We start from the raw sequence: 20,636 nt of genomic DNA, 5'->3' as shown, positions 1-20,636 counted from the left end.
GAAGTCCGTGAAGGCCTCCTTGAGGGACCCAGAGTCCCTCAAGGAGGCCTTCACGGACTTACCACCCACCACGCCACGTTTGGGTTACCTCTCAATAACCCGAATCGCCACTCACGACCCCTCGCGAACGAGCCCGCTCCACCTCGTCACGAATCGAGCGGCAGGATTCAACGAATCGCCTGTAATCCAGGTAACCAAGCAACGATCTCCTGTTCTGCGTGTTCAGCACGGCGGATACGGTCCTCGGCATGACTCTGCGAGCCGCGGCGGTGCGGCGGAAACCGGTCGCCGATCTGATCGCCGACAGTGATCACGGCACGCTGAAGCGCTCCCTCGGGCTCGGGCAGCTGACCATGCTCAGCATCGGCGCGACGCTGGGCAGCGGGATCTTCGTCGTGCTCGGCGAAGCGGTACCCGTGGCGGGGCCCGCGGTAGTGCTGTCGTTCGTGCTCGCCGGGATCACCGCGCTCTTCTCCGCGCTCTCCTATGCCGAGCTCGCCGGAATGATCCCGGTGTCCGGGTCGTCCTATTCCTACGCTTACGCGACGCTCGGCGAACTGGTCGCCTGGGTCTGCGGCTGGTGCCTGGTGCTCGAGTACGGCGTCTCGGTGGCGTCGGTGGCCGTCGGCTGGGGTCAGTACCTCAACGAGTTGCTGCGGCTGGCGTTCGGTTTCGCCATCCCCGACGCGTTCAGCCAGCCACCGGGCTCGGGCGGGATCGTCAACATCCCGGCCATCGTCGTCGTGCTGCTCGCCATGTTCCTGTTGCTGTCCGGCGCGAAGGAGAGCGCGCGGGCCAACGCGATCATGGTCGTGGTCAAGGTCGGCACGCTGGTGCTGTTCTGCGCGATCGCGTTCTCCGCGGTACGGGCGGCGAACTTCGCGCCGTTCCTGCCGCTCGGCATGGCCGGGCTGAGCGCCGGCGCCGCGAAACTGTTCTTCTCCTACATCGGTTTCGACGCGGCTTCCACGGCGGGTGAGGAGGCGAAGAACCCGCAACGGGATCTGCCGAGGGCGATCCTGCTGTCGCTCGCGATCGTCACCGTGCTGTACTGCCTGGTCGCCGTGGCGGCCGTGGGCGCGCTGCCGTGGCAGGAGTTCGACGGCCAGGAGGCCGCGCTCTCGCATGTGCTCGGTGCCGTGTCCGACAACCCGCTGTGGGCCGGTCTGCTGGCCGTCGGCGCCATCGTGGCGATCTCCAGTGTCGTGCTGACCGTCCTTTACGGACAGACGCGCATCCTGTACTCGATGTCCCGTGACGGCCTCGTCCCCGCCTCGCTGTCCAAAGTGGACCCCAAGACCGGCACTCCCCGGGTCAACACCCTGGTGGTCTCCGGCTTCGTCGCGACGCTGGCCGCGTTCATCCCGCTCGGGAAACTGGCCGACGCCACCAGCATCGGCACGCTGTTCGCCTTCGGGTTGGTGAACGTCGCCGTCCTGCTGCTGCGAAAGCGGCAACCGGAGGCCCCGCGCTCGTTCCGCGTGCCGTTCTCCCCCGTCACACCGATCCTCGGGGTGCTGTGCTGCGGTTACATGATGCTCAGCCTCGATGGCGCGACCTGGATCGTCTTCGCCGGCTGGATGGCGCTCGGGCTGCTCATCTACTTCGGCTACAGCATGCGGCGGTCCAGGCTCGCCGAACCGGCGTCAATCCCGCGTTCTCGCGGCCGTAACCTGCCGCGCCGGTGAGACCAAGGTCAAGTTGAGCCGGCGGGGTGGGTGTGGATAATTCGGCCCATGACGAACGCCGCCTTGGGAAAGGCAGCCCCGACTTTCAAGGCGATGCTGAAGGCGTACCGCGTTCGCGCAGACCTCACGCAGGAAGAACTCGCCGAGGGATCCGGGGTGAGTGTCCGGGCCATCAGCGACATGGAGCGCGGGATCGCCAAAAGCCCGCAACGCCGGACGATCGAAGCGCTCGCCGCGCCACTGTCCTTGACCGACGAAGAGCTGACCGGCCTCCAGAAGGTCGCGAGGATGGGCCGTGCCCAGCCGGTCGCCGCGCCCGCGCCCGCCGGGATCTACGAATCACCGCTGATCGGCATCTTGCCGACGGACGTCGACGACCTCACCGGACGCGAAGCCGACCTCGACGCGTTGCGCGCCCTCTCCACCGACCTGGGCGAGGGCCGACGCCGGTCGGGGCGGGTCGCGATCCTGAGCGGGCCGCCCGGAACCGGCAAGACCACCCTCGCCGTCCGCGTGGCGCACAACCTCGCCGAGGAGTTCCCCGATGGCAGGCTCTTCCTGAAACTGCGCGGCATGTCGGCCGAACCGGCGAATCCGGCGGACGTGCTGCACCTGATCCTGCGCTCGCTGGGCGTCGACGCCGTGCGCATCCCGGCCGACCCGGACGACCGGGCGGGCCTGTGCCGTTCCCTCCTGCTGGACCGGGCCACCCTGATCGTCCTGGACGACGCGGCGGACGAAGCCCAGGTCCGCCCGCTGCTGGTCGGCGGGCCGCGGTGTCTCACCCTGATCACCAGCCGTCAGATGCTGGTGGGCCTGGAAGGCACACGCAGGCTCCCCCTCGACGTGTTCGGCGAGGACGACGCGGTCGCGTTGCTGTCGACCATCATCGGAGCGGGCCGGGTCGCGCGGGAGCGGCAGGCGGCGCTCGAACTGGTCGCACTGTGCGGACGGCTGCCGCTGGCCTTGCGCATCGCGGGCAACCGGCTGGCGAGCCGCCCCACCTGGCCGCTGTCGCGTCTGGTGGAGCAGCTTCGTGACCGCAGCAGGCGGCTGACCACGCTGACCGCCGGCGATCTCGACGTGCGCAGCGTGTTCGAACTGTCGTATCGCCAGCTCAGCCCGAACGCGGCCGCGGTGTTCCGGCGGCTGTCGCTCGTCCCGGCGGCGGACTTCTCGGTGGGGGCCGCGATGACGCTCATCGAGGCGTCCGACGAGGACGACGCCGCCGTGTTCCTGGAGGAACTGGCCGACGCGAGCCTGCTGCAGACGTCGCAGGAGAACGGCCGGTACCAGTTCCACGACCTCCTCCGGGTTTTCGCGACCGAACGGCTCGCCAGGGAGGAACCCCCCGAAGCCGTCGAGGCCGCGGAAAACCGGCTGGCCGACTGGCTGGTGTCCACCGCGACGGCGGCGGGCCGCTACTTCCATCCGACGGACGGGGTCAGCCCGCTTCCGGCCGCGACGCCGTCGTTCGACGATCACGCCGGAGCGGGCAGGTGGCTGGAGGTCGAGCTGAAGAACTGGCTCGCCGCGGTCAAGAGCGTCGCCGCCCGCGGCGGCCACCGGCCGGTCCTCGACCTCGCCGAAGCCATGCACTGGTACTCGGAGATCGGCGGGAACGCGAGTACCTGGTACGACGTGTTCGGGCTCGCCGTGGACTCCGCCATCGCGCTCGGCAGCAAACGGGACGAGGCGGTCCACCGGAACTATCTGTCCTGGGTACACGCTGTACTGGGGAACCAGGCGGACGAGTCCGCCCGGATGGCCCAACTGGCCTGGGACGCCGCCGTGGAAGCGGGTGACCATCGCGAACAGGGCTGGGCACGGCTCTACCTGACCAGTGCCCAAGCCCGCGAGGCCGGCGGCACCACGTCGCCCAAGCTGTTCGACGAAGCGACGCGTCTGTTCGAAGAGGCGGGCTATCCGCTCGGGGTCCATGTGGCCCGGACGATGCGGGCTTCGTACTGGTACCGGAACGGCCGGTTCGACGACGCCGCCGAAGAGTTCGATGTCTGTGTCCGCTACTTCGCTCAGGAACACGGCGGCTCGCGCACTCCGGTGGACGACACCAACTACGCGTACATGCTGCTGCGTTCGGCTCAGAACCTGGCCGCGCTCGACTCGTTCGATCGGGCGCTCACCCAATGCGAGACGGCACTCGACCTCTTCCGCCGCCACGGCGCGGCCATGGGGCAGGCCCGCGCGCTCCAGGAAAGCGGGAAACTCTTGCGCCGCCGTGGCGACCACGCGAACGCCCGCCGCCGCCTGTCCGAGGCCGGGGAACTTTACGAACGCATCGGGCTGACGCGGGCTCAGATCGAAACGCTCTGCGACCAGGCCGCCTTGGCACAGGAGTCGGGCGACCTGGCATCGGCACGCCAGGACCGGGAACGCGCGATGGCCTTGTGCGATCGGCTCGGCCGCTCCGAAGGCAGCAGGCTTCGGGAGCAACTGGCCGAACGCCTCAACGCCTCGTAGCCCGCCGGTCAGGCGGAGGCGCGGGTCAGTTCGTCCCAGGTGATGTGCCCGAGCAGCACGTCCTGGATGGTGTAGCGGGGCGTGGGTTCGAACTCGGCGATGGCCGCGGACCCGCCTCCCCGCGGCAGCCCGGCGGCCGCGGCGATCCGGCCGCCGAGTTCACCCGCGTCCAGGTCACGGATGTCGTCGCGGGAGACGTAGACGGCCACCATGTCCTCTTCGGACCGGGCGGGGCGACCGTGGAGACTTCGGATTCGTAGCGACACGTCAACTCCTTGGTGTTGAGCGGTTCTGCGACTCTGGATTCAGTAAACGGCACCCGTGTCCCGGTCACCATGAACAACCACCAGCAGAAGAACCGGAAGGAAGGTCCCGCCGGGTCAGCCCGCGCTCCACACCGGCGCCCGCCCGGCACCCGGTGGCTCCAGCACGAATCCGGCCGCGCGCCCGACGACGTCCGGAGGCACCGGCGCCGCGGACGGCCCCCGCTCCCGGACGTGGCCGAGCAGGTCCGGTTCCGGCGCCAATCCGTGGTGTTCCAGGTAGTAGGTGACGGTGTCGGTCCAGATCCACGTCCCGTCGGTGCGGAAGTTCGCCGGCACGACCGCGGTCCGGTCCGGGTCGACGACGTCGTCCAGCAACGACGGCGTGAGCAGGACCGGCGTGCCGCCGTCCAGATACGCGACGAGCGCCCGCAGTTCCTCCGGGTCCTCGATCCGGGGATGGCCGGGCGCGAAGCCCGGACCCGTTTCAGGGTCGACGAAGTCGAACACCTTGGCCAAGGTGAACTCTTCCGCTGTGGTCACCGGGTACCTCCTGCTGACGGGCGTGGGTTCGCCACCTCAGCAGACCGCACCGAAACTTCCGGCACCAGGCAGGAGAGGCGGCAGAACCGCCCGGCGGTTCCCGTGGGTCAGTCCGGCACCAGGGCCTCGAAGATGCTGTCCGACGACGCCGTCTCGGGTGGGGTGGGTTCCGGTTCCATCCCCAGATATCGGGCGACGGGCTGTGACGAGTTCTTGATCTCGTTCCACGCGTCGTGCCGGGCGGTCACCAGCTCGGTCAGGCGCTCCACCTGCTGCCGCGCGTCGCGGAACGGGGCGACCTTGATCCGGAACACCTGCCAGCCGCTCAGCTCGTACTTGTCGCGCCGGGCGAGGTTCAGCAGCGCCCCGCCGAACAACTCCTCTTCCGCGGCGACCGGCTGAACTCCACTCTGGTACCCGGCGAGAATCGACGTCAGCCGATCCGCCAATTCAGTCCGCGAAGAAGACCGGCCAGCGCCGAGATTGTGCGCGAAGCTGTACCGGCCGACGTAGCTCTGGTGGATGACCGCGCGGTCACCCCGCAGTTCCAGGTAGAAGGCGTGTGTCGACCCGGTGCTCACCCAGACGCCGACGTCCTGGCCGCCGTTGATCACGTCCGTCAACCCGGACACGGTCGCTTCGGCCGGCTTGTCCACCGGGTCGTGTGCCAGGTCGAACAGCAGATTGGCCGTCTGGCCGCACATACCCATGAGGCCACCGTCCGCGAACCCGCGATACAGCTCCGACACCGGGACGGCCGGATCCGCGTCGCAAGCAGACCACAACACCCCGAGCGGGTCCATCGTCCGCATCTCGAGTTCGAACAGGTTCACCCCGAGATCGTTCGCGACGTCTTCGAAGACACGGGCGGTCACCGATGTGGTCGCCTCGGCCCGCGAACGCTCCAGCCTCTCCCGCACGGCCGAAATCCCTTCGTCCGCTGACGTCGACGCGGCAAAAGTCCAGAGCTTCTCCAGCGCTTCGTCGGGAGAGTCGGCATTCATGCCCGCCCGGGCCGCGAGGTCGAGCATCTCGTCCCGGTTCGCGCGGCTGGCGAACGGCGTCGGCTTGGCCAGCCGGTCGAGCGCCGCCAGGATCTCCCGTTCACGAGGGCCGAGCGCATCGACGCCGAACAAACCGAGTGCACGCTGGTTCTCGGCGGCTTCCAGCCCACCCGGTACCCCGATCTCCCTGCCCAGAAGCACGTCGAAGTCGTGACCACGCGCCTTTTTGAACTCCTCGAGGTACGTGACGATGTCTTCCGCCTCGGCCTTGGTCGTGTTCTTCGCGTCCCGCCCGTAGAGGTCGCCCCAGTTGACCACCACCTTGGACAGGTCCGCCCACGAAAGGCCACCGTGAACCTGTGCCTCGAAATAATGTCCGACCGCCGCGAAACCGTCCTTTTCGATTTCCATCCGGAACTTGCGGTCGTATTTGAAGTTGGTGATGCCGCCCAAGGCCAGCCGCACATTTTCCTCATGGCCGTGCGCCAGCAGCCCGAACAGGTGCTTGCCGTCAGTGGCGGACTGGACACCCGCGAGCCCCTCGGCGGCACTGTCCATGGGCGTGAACGTCGAACGCTCGCGCACTTCCTCTTTCAGGTACATCACGGTGGTGCCGTAGGGATAAGCGCCGCCCGTCTGGAGCGAGGAGTTCAAAGCGGCGTAAAGCGGCATTTCGCCGGGGGCGACCGGGTCGAAATCGGCGTCACGGTCGCCGGGTTTCGCCGGATCACCCTTGGTCCGGTTCAGCACTTCCCGGTAGCCCAGCTGTTCCTCGACCCAGCCACGACCGCCACGGAACGCGGTTCCCGTCGTGAGACCCGTCTCCCAGTACGTGGGGAACCGTTCCAGACCGGTCAAGAACTCCGCCCAGGTGGGGGTATGCCCGCCTGAGTCCTTCGGCATACCCGACGGCGCGCGGGTGAAGTCGACGTTGCGGGTGAGGACCATCGTCTGAAGATGCCAATGGACGGCGTCCAAGAGCAGGTCCATGGCGTCCGGGTCCTCGACCGGGTAGCGGGTGCCCGCTGTGGTGTTCAGCTTGCGAATACGTTCGATCGTGGCCATCCGGTCGGCCTCATGAAGGCGTTCTCCCCGCTCCGCGGCGAGGGCCAGCGCGTTCCGCTGCGCCGCCGTCAACCGCTGTCGATCGGACGAGTCGCGCCGCGCGGTCCCGGCGTCCTGTCGTTCGTCGCCGTCGAGCCGCACCGCGCGGTCGAGGTCGCGCACGGACTTCCCGGCCGCGTATCCGGGTGGCAGGGCCGTCGTACGCCAGTTTTCCCCTTCCTCCACCACGATGTGCGCACCGATCGGCCGCGCTCGTCCGGTGGCGCCGTCGAGCCGGATCCAGTTCCCCTTCGGCGCGACGACCGGCCGCCCGTCGGCGTCGACACCCACGTTCCCGGTCACCACGAGGTGGCCCGCTCCGGCCGGATCGGTCACGCCGGGCACGAAGTACACCGGGCCGTCCGGCGCGACGGCGTCGGCCTCGATACCCCGCGTCCGCAGTTCGGTGAGCACCTGGGCCGCGAACGATTTGTCGCGACCGCGGCCGGCACCGCACGACGCGAACATCAACGGCTTCTCGCCGTCCCACCGGCCCTCGTCCCTGGCGGACACCAACATCGTGGCCACCTCGGACGGGCTCACGGGGGCACCGCCCGACACCGGAGCACCGTTCACGTCACCGTGCGCGAGAAAGGTGAAGAACCTGTCGTCCGCCGGGTAGCCGTCGGCGACCTCCGCCAGCCGCGGGTCGTCCAGCCTGATCCCGCGATTTCCTTCGAGCGGGACGGTGGCGACGACCGGGTCCGGCCGCACCGTGATGACCGCCCGGCGACGGCGTTCCTCCGGTGTCGAGCGCGGATCGTCCGGGGCGCCGGTGAGATCACGCCCCTTCGACTTCGCCGCCACCCGGATCGTCGGGACGCCGTCGGCGACGGGGTCCTTGTCGGAGGCGACCTTGACCGTCCGATCGTTTCCTTGGAGACGATTCAGTTCTTCGCCGATTTCCTCGACCAGCATGGCCGAGACCGTGTCGGCGCGTTCCTTCCCCTTCTTGATCGCACCGCCCGGTACGGCGAAGCTCCCGTTGCCGTACCCCGTGACGGTCACCGCCGGAATCGGGAGATCGTTGGCACTACGCCAGATCGCCGCCCTCGCGACCCGGGTCGCGACGGAACGGAACGTCTGCACGTCGGACTCGCGCGGCCTGCTCGATCCGGATTCGAACGAAACCTGCGCGGTCCACGTGTTCGCGGACCCCTGGCCGCCCGAGACCACGACGGTCATCAGGTTCGGCATCATGAACAGTTCCGGATCGTGGTAAGCCGCCCAGTGCTCGTGGAACGAATCACCGGGTTCCTTGCTGTAGGACACGAAGTGCCAGTTGTCACGCTCCTTCGGCCACGTGGCGAGGTTGTAGACACCGCCGGCCGCTTCGTTGTACGCGCGCTGTCTCTCCGGGTCGTCGGGCCCGTGTGACGCGCTGATTTCCGCCAGTGCCCGGAGCTTTTTGACCACGTAGATCTTCAGCTCGATCTCCGCGACTGCGGGGGACGAGTCCTGCTTCGCCCGCTGCAGATCGCCGTCGAACCATGTTTCGAGCTCGTCCCACAAGCCGTCGTGGTCGCGCAGAGCCCGCTGGATCGCCTCGTCGACCATCGGGGTGCGGATCCGCCCCTGTGGCGTGTTCTCCAGAGTGAGGTTGAACCGGCCGTCCAGGCTCGTCGCGACGACGGCCGCGAAGTGATATCCGAAGGGAGCGCCTTCGTTCTCGATTCCCTTGGCGAAGTCACGGCTCATCGACACGGTGCCGTCGGCGTCATCGAAGGGAATCGAATTGGCGCAGTACGCTTCCCCGACCGACGGCCAGGCATGCTCGTTGACGCCACTGCCCTGCGCCGCCTGATCCATCTTCGCCCGGCGCGCGGCGTTCGACAGCTGGTGACTCATCGCGCTGCCGTACTCACGCCCGGGACGGGGCGCACCGGTCCCACCACCGGTCGGCCTGACGTCCTTGGCCACCTGCGCCACCGCCCACCGCGGACCCACCGGATCCGTGCGGTCTTCGGCCTGTGCCGCCATCGCCTCGGCGAGGTCGCGGACCCCGGTCACTTCGACACCGTTGGTGGTACTGACGTTCCCGACCGCGGCGTCGCCGTTCTCGTTCCTGAAGATCGCGATGTCCGGCAGCGCGCCCAAGATCTCTTGCGCCATGTCACGGCAGATATGGGACGGCTTGTCCCAGAACTTGACGCTCACCTTGTTCAGCCGGTGTTCGATCCCGTCGCGTTCGACCACCAGGACGACGTCGTCGTGGACCACCAGGTTGATGTTGCTGTCGGCTCGCAGCAACGCGGCGCGGGACCTGGCGACCACTTCGGGAACAGCGAAGAATTCCTTCGAGTTCTCCCCGGCACCCACGGCGACGGACAGGTCGTCGGCCACCCGCAACGGGATGTGATCCGACTCGACGGTCTCCTGAAGAGGGACGACGAACGGGGTCGAGCGAGAAGTCTCCGCCAGGGACACGTCAGAGGGATAGGTGAAGGCGGGCTCGGTCACCGAACCGGTCCTCTCGACGCGGAACGTCGTCGTCACCTCGACCTGTTTCCGAGGCGCCCGAAGGTGTGCGACCGCGATGTCGGAGCCCTCGATCCGGACCTGGTGCCGATCCGCGTCGCCATCCGCTTCACGGACGGACACGTGAATGCTTCGCAGCAGCTGATGGCTCTGCAGGCGGTCCAGTTCCGTTCGCGCGAACACCAGGTCGTCGACCATCCGCCGCACCGTGTTCACGAGGACCTGGTTCCGGACGGGATCGCCGCCCGACACCACGATCGAAGGCACCGGCCCGAACAGCTGGGGGACCACGAGATAGACGTAGGCGACCTCGGTCATATGCCGGGCGACGCGGTGCAGCTCCTTCAGCTGCGCGCCGGTCAGCTGAGCCGAGCCTTCGGCGAAATCGATCGTGACCGGGGTCAGGAGAGCGTCGTACTCCTGGCGATCGTCCGGTTCCGAGCGCTCGCTGACGTGTTCGCTCTCGTGTTCACCGGCACTGTCGTCCGGAGCGAGCATGAAGAACACGGACTCCCCTTGCGAGTCCTCGGTGTCCAGGTCGATCGAACCGTCCCAGAGCACGTCGTCCGCCTGCTGGGCGATCGCGTGCGCACGCGACTCTTCCCAGTCGATCTCCGCATAGTCCACAAAGGACTCGGCCGTGTCGTCGGCCACCGGGTGGGTGTCGCCGGCGACGATCACCCGCGGCGTGGTGCCTGGAGTGAACCGGATCAGTGGTTCGTCGCCCTGCCGGTCGAGGCCGGCGGTATAGCCGAGCGGCAGGGTGTGCGCCACGAAATCGAGCAGCGGCGCGTCCAGCTCCACGTCGTCGGTCAGCACCGAGGCGGTGCCGTCCGGGCGGCGGATATGGTGCGAATCGGTACCGATCACCGGGGCCCAGCCGTCGTCGGTCGCCACGTGCACGACGCCACCGACGACCCGATGTCCGGCGGGAAGGGAGTCCGCCAGCGTGCTGTACTCGGCCGTCCGTTGCCGGTAGCGGTGCTCGATCCTTTCCCACACTTGAGGCGGCAGGGCGGTCAGGTCCGGCAGCCGGGGCTCGAACCGGGCGGCCAGTCCGATCGCCTGCTCCGGCATGCCGAGGTGGACGTCCCAGGTCGTGACCGTGCCCGCCGCGAGGCCGGGAGACGCCGGACGCCCGCCCCGGAGCAGCGCGCGGATCGTCTCCGGGTTCACCGGCCGCAGGTCGAACGCCACGCCCGCGGTGTCCGCGGCCCGCTGGAGCCCGGCCTGCGTTTCCGTGCCGATCCCGAAGTCCCGCTCGATCTCCTCCGAGATCGTGGCGGGTTCGGGCCGGTGCGGCACCGGCCTCGAAGCCGTCCTGGCCTCCAGGTCGCGAGTCGCCAGGTATTCCCCGCCCGCCGTCCGGACGATGCGGACCGGCCGCCGCCCCTCGGGGCCATACCCGAGGTCGTCCCCGTTCTCGGTCACGACGTGCAGCCGGACTCCGAAGGCTTCGGCGATCTTCGCCGCCGTGGCACCCCCGAGCGTCGTACCCAGCTCGCGCAGTTCCGCCTGCCGTAGCGACGATTCGGGGGCGACGGCGGCGGCGATCGCGGCGACCAGGTTCCCGGTGACCGGCTTTCCGCCCACCGGCACCGCCGTCTTGCCGAGCCGGGCCAGGGTCTCCTGCTGCGCGGCGGTGAGCCCGGGATGCGCCGGAACGGGCGCCGTGGCCAGGAAGTCGGCCGACGACGACAAGACCACGGCCACCGGTTCGCCGTGCTCCGGGCCGAGTTCGACAGTCGTACCGTCCTCGGTCAGCACCCGCAACCGGACATCCAGCGCGACCGCGATCTCCTCCGGGGTGGCGTGTTCCCCCAGTCCTGCCTGGCGCTCCGGGGAATCGGCCGCCCGCGTCCGGGTGATCGCCTCGACGAGGTTCGACGCCAAGGTGTCGCCCCCGGCCCTGACCGCTTCCAGGCGCTCCCGACCGAGCGTGGCGCGCTGCGCGTCCGTCAGCCCGTCGTCCGCGGCGGGCCGCACACCCGGCAACGCGTCCTGGCCCGGATCGGTGAGGCGATATCCCGGGCCCAGCTGGCTGTGCAGGACGTGCTGGATCATCCAGGTGTGGCGAGGCAGCAGTTTCGGCGTCACACCGGGTGTGACCACGCCCTTGCCCATGATGCTGTCGTCACCGGTGACGACACCGGTCGTACCGTCGTCCTCACGGCTGAGGAACACCCGGTTCTCGTCGTGCTCCTCGTCGCCCGCGCCGAGGTAGTGCAGCAGCTCGTGGGCCAGTTCCTCCGGTGTGGCATCGGTTCGCCAGGTGGTCTGGGTGGTGCGTTCGTCGTCACCGGCGACGACGTCGTACGCGCGGTACCGGGGATCGCCGTCCGGGCCGGTCAGCCGGTCGTCGGTGAACTCGACCCGGACGTGCAGCTGGTCACCGTTCGGCAGGCCGTGGCGTTTGTTGAGCAGCTGCTCGACACCGGCCGCGGCGCGCTCCCGCAGGCGCGCGAGCTGCTCGTCGGTGACACCGCGGCCGGGGACGAGGTTGATCGGCACGGTGAACTCGGTGACCCCGCGCCCGTCGACCACGAAACGGCTGACGCCGTACCGGATCACCCCGTCGTATCGTTTGTCCTTTTCGGACAACAGCGTGGTCAGCACGTCGGCGGTCTCGGTGGCCACCGCCCGCCTCGGCGTGGTCGCCCGTAGCTGCTCCCACTGCGCCGGGTCGAGCGGTTTCGCCACCGAGAACCAAGGCGCGTCGGTGGCCCGGCTGTGCCGCCACTTCTCGTCTTCGGGAGAGCCAGGCGGTTCCGTGAGCCGCGCGAATTCGGCGTCCAGCGCGCCTTTCGCCAGCCACCAGGCGTCCTGTTTGCCGTCCACGAAGTCGAGCCACGCGGCCTGCAACTCCGCCTGGGTGCGGACCAGTTGCTCGGCCGCGGCGACGAGTTGTTCCTTCGCCTCCGTCGCCGAGGCCTCGGCGACGGCCAGGGTTTCCCTTCGCTCCGCCAGCACTTCGCGGAACAGGTCACGCCGGATCTTCGCGTCGGCGCGCTCCCGGATCAGCCGCCGGACGTCGTCCAGCGCCGCGGCGAGATCCTCGTTCTCCTCGGCGAGATCCACCCGTCCGCGTGCCGCCGCCAGTTCGGAGGAGCGCAGCCGGAAGAGGCGGTCCGCGTCGGCGGTGCCACGGGCGAGGTCGTCGAGATCGACGGTCCCGGCCTTCAGCTCGGCCAGCACCGCTTCGGTGGCCGAGGACACCCGGCCGTGGTGGAGCCGAGCCGCTTCGGCGACGCTTTCGGCTTCCCGCAGGGCTTTCTCGGTCTCGCGGGCGTAATGGTGGTGCCGTTCCTCCAGCGTGCCCGGACGGCGGACCCTGGCCGCGTCGACCGTGGCGTTCCAGTCGACGCCGACGACGCCGAGCTCCTTGACCAGCTGTTCGGCCTGGCGGCGGTGGCCCTCGGCGCCGACTTCGGCGTCCCGCCACGCCTTCGCGGTTCTGGCGACCCGTCCCTGCCGTGCCTTCAGAACGCGCGGCGTCTTCCGACCGGTGACGTCGGACAGCCCCTCGATCGGCATCCGCACATCCGCCGAGCCGGGCAGGGAGAGGTCCACGACCTCGGTCCGGCCGTCGACCTTCACCACGATCCGGTAGTCCACGTCGAAGCGCACCAACGCGGTCCGCCCGACCGGTTTGAGGTTCGCGACGGCGGACACGGTCGTGCCGTCGACCGTGGCGTCGGCGGGCTCACTGGTCCACCGCGCGTCGACACCGGTGACCAGGCCCCCGACGTTGTTCTTTTCATCGACCGGCGTGACGGTGGGTCCGGTGATGCCCATCTCGCCCGCCTCGGTGATCTTCCGTTCGGCCGAGCGGGCCGTCGTCGAGTTCTTCGGATTCTCCAGGTTGACGCCGTCACTCAACGCGATCGTGCGCGGTTTGCCGAGCCGGGCGTGCACTTCGACGTTCGCCCGCTTGCCCCGGAGGACGGCCGCCTCACGCAAGGCGGGCACCGGCAGGCTTCTCGCCGTCATGGTCGGCAGGAACGCCTGCAGCACCTGGGGACTCAGGCTCGACCAGAGCGCGTTGACCGCCGCGGTGCCGTAGCCGGTGATCCCGCTGTCCGCCCCGGCCTTGGTGAGGGTTTCGCGCACGACGTCGCGAAGTCGCGCGGCGGCGCGCACGGATTCGACCGACGCCATGTCCGGCAGCTCGGTGACGCTGCCCTGCCGCCACTCCGTCAGCGCGGCGGGGGTGGCGTCCGCCGCGGACAGCGGATCCGGCTCGGCGTCCTCGACGGCGTCCGGCTCCCGGCCGGTGCCGACGGTCAGGTTGTCGGCGGGCAGCCGGATGCCCATCGTCCGCTCCCCCGTGCCCGCCGACGCGACGGTTTCGCCGTCCCGCCGCACCTCCAGGGTGAACTCGATCGGCACGTCGAACAACGCGGCCGGGCCGGTCGCGGTCCGCAGCCACGTTTCCTGTTCGGTGCGGACCTCCGAGGTGCCGGTCACCTTGACGGCACCGATCCCCCTGGTGACCGCGCCGCCGACCGACGTCGTCGTGTCGCCCTGGTACTTCTCCTGCCCGCCCGCGCGCAACGCCGCCGACCACGCTTTGGCCGTGCTGTCGCCGTGGCTGGTCCGTACCGCGCGGACGGTGCTGTGTTCGACGGTCCGGCCGTCGTTGACCACCTCGCGGAAAGCCGGATCGCCCAGCGTTTTCGCGGTCAGCAGGAGCTGGTATCCGCTGCCGGTGAACAGTTTCGGGAGATGGGTGTGCAGCGGGATACCGCCGTCCAGCGCGCTGTCCACCAGTCCCCGCACGCCCTCCGGTGAGACGAGGCCGGTAAGCCTCGCCCAGTTGTGCATCGCGTCGTTCAGGGACATCCCCGGCAGCAACGGGATCTTGGCCTTGGTCAGCTCGGTGGCCAGCTTCGGCACGAGATCGGACAGCTCGGGCAGCCGCTCGACGGTGCCCAAACCCAGCGCGCCCGGCTTGCCCTTCGGCAGCGTCGAAAGAGGCGCGAGCCGCTCGTCGCGGTCCCGTGGGCCCGCGGGGCCGGCGGGCAGGAGACCGTGTTCGCGTGCCTGGTCTTCGGTGAGCCACACCAGCGCCGCGCCGGGAAGGTGGACGGAGCGGGCGGCGACGCGGGCGTCCGGGCGGATCAGCGCGGTCTGTTGCCGCGCCTCGGCGAGCACGGTGAAGTCGATGTCGAAGCGGGCGAGCACCCGCGGTGTCCCGGCCGCCGTGGTCAGGTTGCGGTCCACGACCGCGGAGATGTCGAGGCCGTCGGCCGTCGTGGTCGTCTTCGCCCACGGTTTGCCGGACAGGCCGCCGGTCGCGGAGCCGGCGGGATCGTCGTTCACCGAGCCGCTGCCCGCCACCCCCGCGGTGAACACCGGGCCCGTGCCCTTGCTCGTGCCGCTCTCGAACCGGAAACCGCCCGAGGTGGACCGTTCCGCGGCCGCGTCGTCGGCGACCCGGACCAAGGTGGGTTCGCTCAGTCTCGCGTGGACGCCGATCCTGCCGACGCGGTCCGCCAGGCGACGGGGGTGGACGAGGTCGGCGCCGATCACACCGCGGGTGAACGACCGCAGCGCCGCCTTGATGTTGTCGGTGCTCAGCATCGCCTGGACATCGGTCCAGGCGTCGCTGCCGGGCAGCGCCAGCGCCCGGTCGCCCTCCGAAGCCTCCACCAGCGCTTCCAGCGCCGCCGAACCGACGTATCCGGTGTGGGCGATGCTCTCCACCCCGATCCAGTCGTCGACAGTGGACGGCGTGAGCTCCTGGAAGTGGCCGGTGATCGACCGCGGCGGGTCGAGCTCGCGCACCTTCGGCTCACCGGGTGCGACCTGGTCGGCTTCGGCGGGCAGGGTCAGGCTGTCCGACATCCACACGGTGAAGGCCGCCGGAAGCGGGACGGACCCGTCTTCGGCCTCGTCCGGTGTGGTCCAGATCCGCCGGACGTCCGGCACCTGGATGCCCGGCAGTCCCGGCAGCATCTGCCGGGCGGCCGCGTTCAACCGGGAGAAACCGGTGATGGTGACGACGAACCTGCCCTCGTGCTGAAAGCCCTCCGAATCGGCGCTGCCGATGTTGAGATCGGTCGAGTCGGTGACCGGCCCCGCGCCGGTCCGGGTGCCGCTGGTGCTTCCGTACTTCGCCGAAGCCGTCACAGTCGCCCCGAAGGTCACCTTGCCTTCGAGCCCGGCCGTCCATCCCTTGCTCGTCGCGGAGGAGGCGCCGAGCGCCGGACCGGTACTCGTGGCGTTCCGGACCACCCGCCCGGTCGCGCGCCCGATGTGCTTGGGGCGCTTCGACTCCAGCCGCACCGTGATGGTGACGTTGTCCTGCCACAGGACACCCTGGCGTTTGAGCGTCACCGACACCCCGGCTCCCAGCAGCGCGTCCATCCGGTTGCGCAGTGCCGCCGGGGACAACGCGGACTGAAGCCGGTGCTCGTTGGCGAGCATCTCCAGCGTCCGCGCCGCACCCGCGCGTTTCGCTCGCGTGCCCTCCCAGCCTGGCAGCAGATCCTGGTACTGGCCCGCTTCCCGGAGCTTGCCGCGGATTTCCGTCAGCACGGCCTCGGCGCCGGTGAATTCGCCGACACGCACATTGCCCGCCGCGAGCCCCGCGGCCAGCTGCGCGGGCGGGAACTTCTCCACCGACGGCGGCGTGACGCCGTCACCGGTGCCGTCCGGGACCGGCAGGCCCTGTGCCGCGGCTTCGGCCATCCCCAGCCGGGCGTAGACCGTCGCCGTGGTCGTGGTCTCCCGGCCGTCCAGCGCCTGCACCACGATCGTGGTCTCGAGCCGGTAGAGGCCGACGTCGCCCTTGAGCTGGATACCCGATTTCGCGGTCGAGGTCCGGCCGGACACGACGGTGTCCACCGTCCGCGCGGAATAGCCGCCACCGACACCGGCGGCGATCTTCGTCCCCTCGACGCCGCCACCGCCGCCGAACGAGACGGAGGCGTCGAATCCTCGTTTGGTGAAGGCGGAAACGGTGGAGGCGGTGGTCGTGGACTCGTGCAGCCGAAGCTGTGTCCCGGTGGTGGGGCCGACGAGTTCGGCACTGGTCGGCACGGCCTTCATCCGCACCGCCGCCACTTCACCGCCGTCCGTGCTGAGCAGGGCGGGTGAGCTGACCCAGCCCTCCAGCATGGCGCCGAAGTTCTCCCGGATACCGGCGGTCCCGAGAAAGGCGCGCAGCGCGTCGCGGCCGGGGGCACCGAACGCGGTGATCGTCCGGTGCAGCAGCCTCGCCGTCGGGGTGAACACGTCACCGAGATCGGTGACCGCCTCGGGGACCGGATTCTGGAGTTTGCGCCCGACGTCGGCGTCCAACTCCTTCGCGGTCAGCCCGGCAGGCGGCGTGAGCCCGACCAGGTCGTTCGGAAGCCGCACGGTGACCTGTCCGGGAACCGGCCTCGCCCGGTCTTCACCGACGGCTTCGACGCCGTTCTCGTCGAGGACGGCGACGGTGAACTCGACCTTCAGGCCCACCCGACGGGAGCCCTCTCCGGACCGGATCGCCCGCTGGTCCGAAGTGGACGTCGAGACGGTCTGCGTCGTGCCGGGCGCCGCGAGCGCGACCTTGCCGCCGACGGTGAGATACGGGCCGGTCGGCGCCTGCACGGTCACCGCCGTCCCAAGGTCGCCGGCCTGGAGTCCGGCGAGGTTCTCCGCGTTCGCGGTGCCGCCCTGAACCGTGAGATCCGCCTTGGTCTTCTCTTGCGGCTCGTGCACCACGTCACCGACGATCGCGGCCCTGATCCGGACCTCCCGCCTGTCCTTGCCCGTGCGGAGCGGGAAATGCAGGCCGCTGAGGGCGGATTCGAAATCGTCGCGGACGGCGTTCCTGATCGCGTCGAGCCGATCCGCCTCGGCACCGGGCAGCAACCGGGCCAGTTCGTCGCGGAGTTCGTCCGTCCCGGTGACCTCGAGCACCGGCGCCGAGCCGAGGGCTTGGCCGGAGGCGAGGAACGGCGGCAGATCCGCGCGGGCCAGGTCCTGGTCGTCCTTGCCCGTCTCGCCGGTGGTGGTTGCGGCCGTGGTTTCGGCGGCGGCCTGGTCGCGGACCGGCAGCGGGTCGGCGTAGACGAGCCGGGGTGGTTGTCCCGGATCGAAGCGGATGAGCGGCTCGGCGTCCCGCACGCCTTCCTGATGGCGCTCGACGATGTCGCTGAAGATCTTTTCCTGGAACTCGCCCTGCGGAGACCAGTACATATGCGCACCGTGCTGTACGCCCATGTTCCGCTTGGTCAGCAGCTCGACGACGTCCTCGTAGTCGGCGGTCGTGAGCGACGAACCGTCGTCGACGCACCGGATGTGGTACACGTCGTGGTCGCCGGTGATCGGGCGGAATTCACCGCTCTCGGTCTTGGCCTGGACGATTCCGTCCACGACGCGATAGCGGCCCTGTTCCGCCAGCTCGCCCATTTCTTGCGAAAGCGCTTGGAATTCTTTTTCCCGGTTGGCGAATCTGGCCTCGATCTTCTTCCTCGTCTCCGGCGGAAGATCGGCCAGGTTCTCCGGCAGCTGCGGCTGGAAAAAGCCGACCAGCCCGACGGAATCCCGCACGTCGGCCAAATACGTGTCGAGTTCGCTGATCGTCTTGGCCTTGATGTCCTTCGGTTTCGGCACCGCGCCCTGTTCGAGCCAGCGGACCGAGTCCGGGTTGGTGGGCCGGACGTCGAGCACCACGTTCGACCAGTCCGCGAGCCATTGGAACCGCTGCTGGTTCACCAGCGGGAAGCCGAATTCGTCGACCAGCCGCCGCGGTGTCAGCGGTTCGCCACCGTCGGGATGCGGCGACGTCCATTCCTGTTCCCGCAGCTCCATCGGCCGCGGCGCGGGGGTCACGTCCGATTCCAAGCCGTCGAAGAGGTCTTCCACGAACGGCTTGCCGAGATCCGGTTCGATCGCGGGCGCCGGCTCGCTTCCGGTCTCGGTGACCGCCGGTTCGGCCTGGACGGCGGCGGCCGAAGTCGAGGCGACGGCTGAGGTCGAGGCGACGGCCGGTTCTTCCGAAGTGGTGCGTAACGGAGCGGGACGGGTGCGCGGCCGTTCCTCCTCGACGGTCCCGGCGTCAGACGAGGTCCGCACCGTGGTGGGCGCGGTCCCGGCCGCCTCGGTTTTGGCGTTCGTCTTGCCGGACGAGCTCGTCTTGACTTCCGACGGCGGCTTGGTGTCCGAAGTGGACTTCGAACTGGAGGGCGCTTTGGTGTCGGAAGAAGACTTGGTGTCGGAAGGTGCTTTGATGTCCGAAGAAGACTTGCTGTCGGCCGGGCTTCTCGTGTCCGAAGTGGACTTCGTATCGGAGGTGGAAGACGTGCTCGGCGTGGTCGGCACGGCCGACGGCGACGGGGCCGATTCGCTCTTGGTTTCGGGTGTGGGAGTGGCCGAAAGATCGCCGAGCGAGCCCCCGCCGCTGAAACTCTCCTTCATCGACGTGATCGCCGAGTCGAGCGCTCGTTCCCCGATGCCCTCGAGTTTGTGGCTGACCGCGCCGCCGACCACGCCGCCGGCGAATCCCATCCCGTATTCCGCGGCGGACACGGACTCGCCGTTGAGCGCGGCCATCGTGGCCTGGCTCATCACCCCGGAGACACCCTCGAAGAGGAAGACCGTGCTGAACTCGACCGCCCTCGCGGCGAGGTTGCCGCCGAGCCGGTCGGTCGCGTTGCGGGACAACACGTCCGGCACGTGGTCGGTGAGCAGGCCGACGGCGTCCTTGCCCAGTTTGTCGTTGTGCGGTGCGAGCACCTTTCCCAGGCTGTCGTTGAAGGCCTTACTGCCGTCCAGTCCGTGTTTGGTCCAGTTGTCCACGAAGGTGCGCGCGTAGTCCCGGCCGAGCTGCCTGGCCGCGTCGTCACCGAGGGTCTTGCCGAACGCGGTGACGAACCGGTCGGCGACCTCGTCGCTGAACCCCTCGATCGCGCGTTTGGTGAACGCGGTCGCCGGATCGGTGAACTGTTTGCCCGCCCGGTCGGTCAGTGTGCGGCCGATGTCGCGCACCCAGTCGTCGGCGAGGGCGTCCCCGTTCGGGAGTTTGAGATCCTTGACCAGGTTCAGCAGGTCGTCGGTGGCGATCTTGCCGAAGTCCTTGCCCAGCAGGCCGCCGATCTTGCGGCCCAGCTTCTCCCCGAGTTCGCCGACGGCACCGCCGAGCAGCCCGCCGATCGCTCCCGAGATCGCCGTCTGCTTGGTGGTTTCGTCATCCCATTCGGTGCGTTCGCGTTGCAGGCGCTGCACGGCGGCGTCGATGATCAGCCCGCCGGTGATGCCGATGAACATCTCGAACACGATCGCCCGCACGAGCATCTTGAACAGGACGAGCAAGTAGCCGCGGGTGAGGGCGTAATGCCAGGTGAGGTTCGCGAGCGACGCGCCCGCGGTGACGGAGGCGAGGGCGTACTCCATCGCGATCTCGTACGCCAGCAGGAAAAGCTGGCCGATCGCGGAGAACTTCGTGTACTCGACGTCCAGCGCGATCTTGCGGCAGCCGTCGGCGATGCCTTTCGTTCCCTCGGCCAGTTCCCCCAGCAGGTTCGGTGACCCACCGGTGAGCGGCTTCATGCTCTTGTCGAACGCCTCACCCGCCTCGGGCATCGACAACTTCTCGTCGATCGCCCGCTTGACCCTGGCGATGTCGTCCGGAAGCTCGTTCAGCAGTCCCGTGACGGTGTCGTATTCCTGCGCCGCCCGCCGGAACTTGTGCTGATTCGCGGCGGGCCAGTCGACCCCGAGGATCTGGAGAAGTGTCCGCGCCCACTCCGGCACGTCGCCGAAGTCACCGCGATCGACCTTGATGGGCACGGACCACCTCCTGACCGGTTCACCGGAGACAACGCGGCCCGGGGGCCGGACGGTTCACCGCGCCGAGATCCCGGTCGACTCTTGACTGTCCATAAGCGACACTTTTCGGGACGAATATGCCCAGTTTGGGCGGCTTGCACGGCTTCGCGAGGGCTCGTGAGCGACTTGGACTGTTCTATTCGAGGGCCACCCCAAGGTGGCGCGCCCGGGAGGGCCGGATATGTCCCCAATGCGGCATTGGAGACGCTCAGCGCCCCCAATGCCGCATTGGGGGCATCAGACCGCTGCGCGATTTC

Annotated in this window: 5 protein-coding genes; 2 read left to right on the top strand and 3 right to left on the bottom strand. The window is 69.1% G+C overall.

From position 1 onward, the window contains the following. Positions 1-248 precede the first annotated feature (248 nt). Entirely contained in the window at positions 249-1,688 is a 1,440-nt protein-coding gene (locus ACZ7KI_RS39720) for an amino acid permease (protein WP_470278159.1), read from the top strand. A gap of 48 nt (positions 1,689-1,736) precedes the next feature. After that, positions 1,737-4,169 (top strand): ATP-binding protein, encoded by a 2,433-nt coding sequence (locus tag ACZ7KI_RS39715; RefSeq protein WP_470278158.1) that lies wholly within the window; start codon positions 1,737-1,739, stop codon positions 4,167-4,169. Between the two features lie 8 nt (positions 4,170-4,177). Here ACZ7KI_RS39715 and ACZ7KI_RS39710 read toward each other — a convergent pair whose 3' ends face one another. The 3 genes from ACZ7KI_RS39710 to ACZ7KI_RS39700 all read right to left on the bottom strand — a co-directional run bounded on the left by ACZ7KI_RS39710 (position 4,178) and on the right by ACZ7KI_RS39700 (position 20,340). Then, positions 4,178-4,435, bottom strand: a complete 258-nt coding sequence (locus ACZ7KI_RS39710; RefSeq protein WP_470278157.1) for a hypothetical protein — start codon at positions 4,433-4,435, stop codon at positions 4,178-4,180. Between the two features lie 114 nt (positions 4,436-4,549). After that, positions 4,550-4,975, bottom strand: coding sequence for a hypothetical protein (locus ACZ7KI_RS39705; RefSeq protein ID WP_470278156.1), 426 nt, complete (start codon positions 4,973-4,975; stop codon positions 4,550-4,552). A gap of 107 nt (positions 4,976-5,082) precedes the next feature. Continuing rightward, positions 5,083-20,340, bottom strand: coding sequence for a WXG100-like domain-containing protein (locus ACZ7KI_RS39700; protein WP_470278155.1), 15,258 nt, complete (start codon positions 20,338-20,340; stop codon positions 5,083-5,085). Between the last annotated feature and the right edge of the window lie 296 nt (positions 20,341-20,636).

Source organism: Amycolatopsis sp. NPDC039088 (genome assembly GCF_055598845.1).
Note: the sequence above shows the minus strand (reverse complement) of the source record. Positions and strands in the feature narration are given on the sequence as shown.

Coding starts and splice junctions, on each gene's coding strand:
- ACZ7KI_RS39720 (WP_470278159.1), top strand. CDS start 249: ATGACTCTGCGAGCCGCGGCGGTGCGGCGGAAACCGGTCGCCGATCTG.
- ACZ7KI_RS39715 (WP_470278158.1), top strand. CDS start 1,737: ATGACGAACGCCGCCTTGGGAAAGGCAGCCCCGACTTTCAAGGCGATG.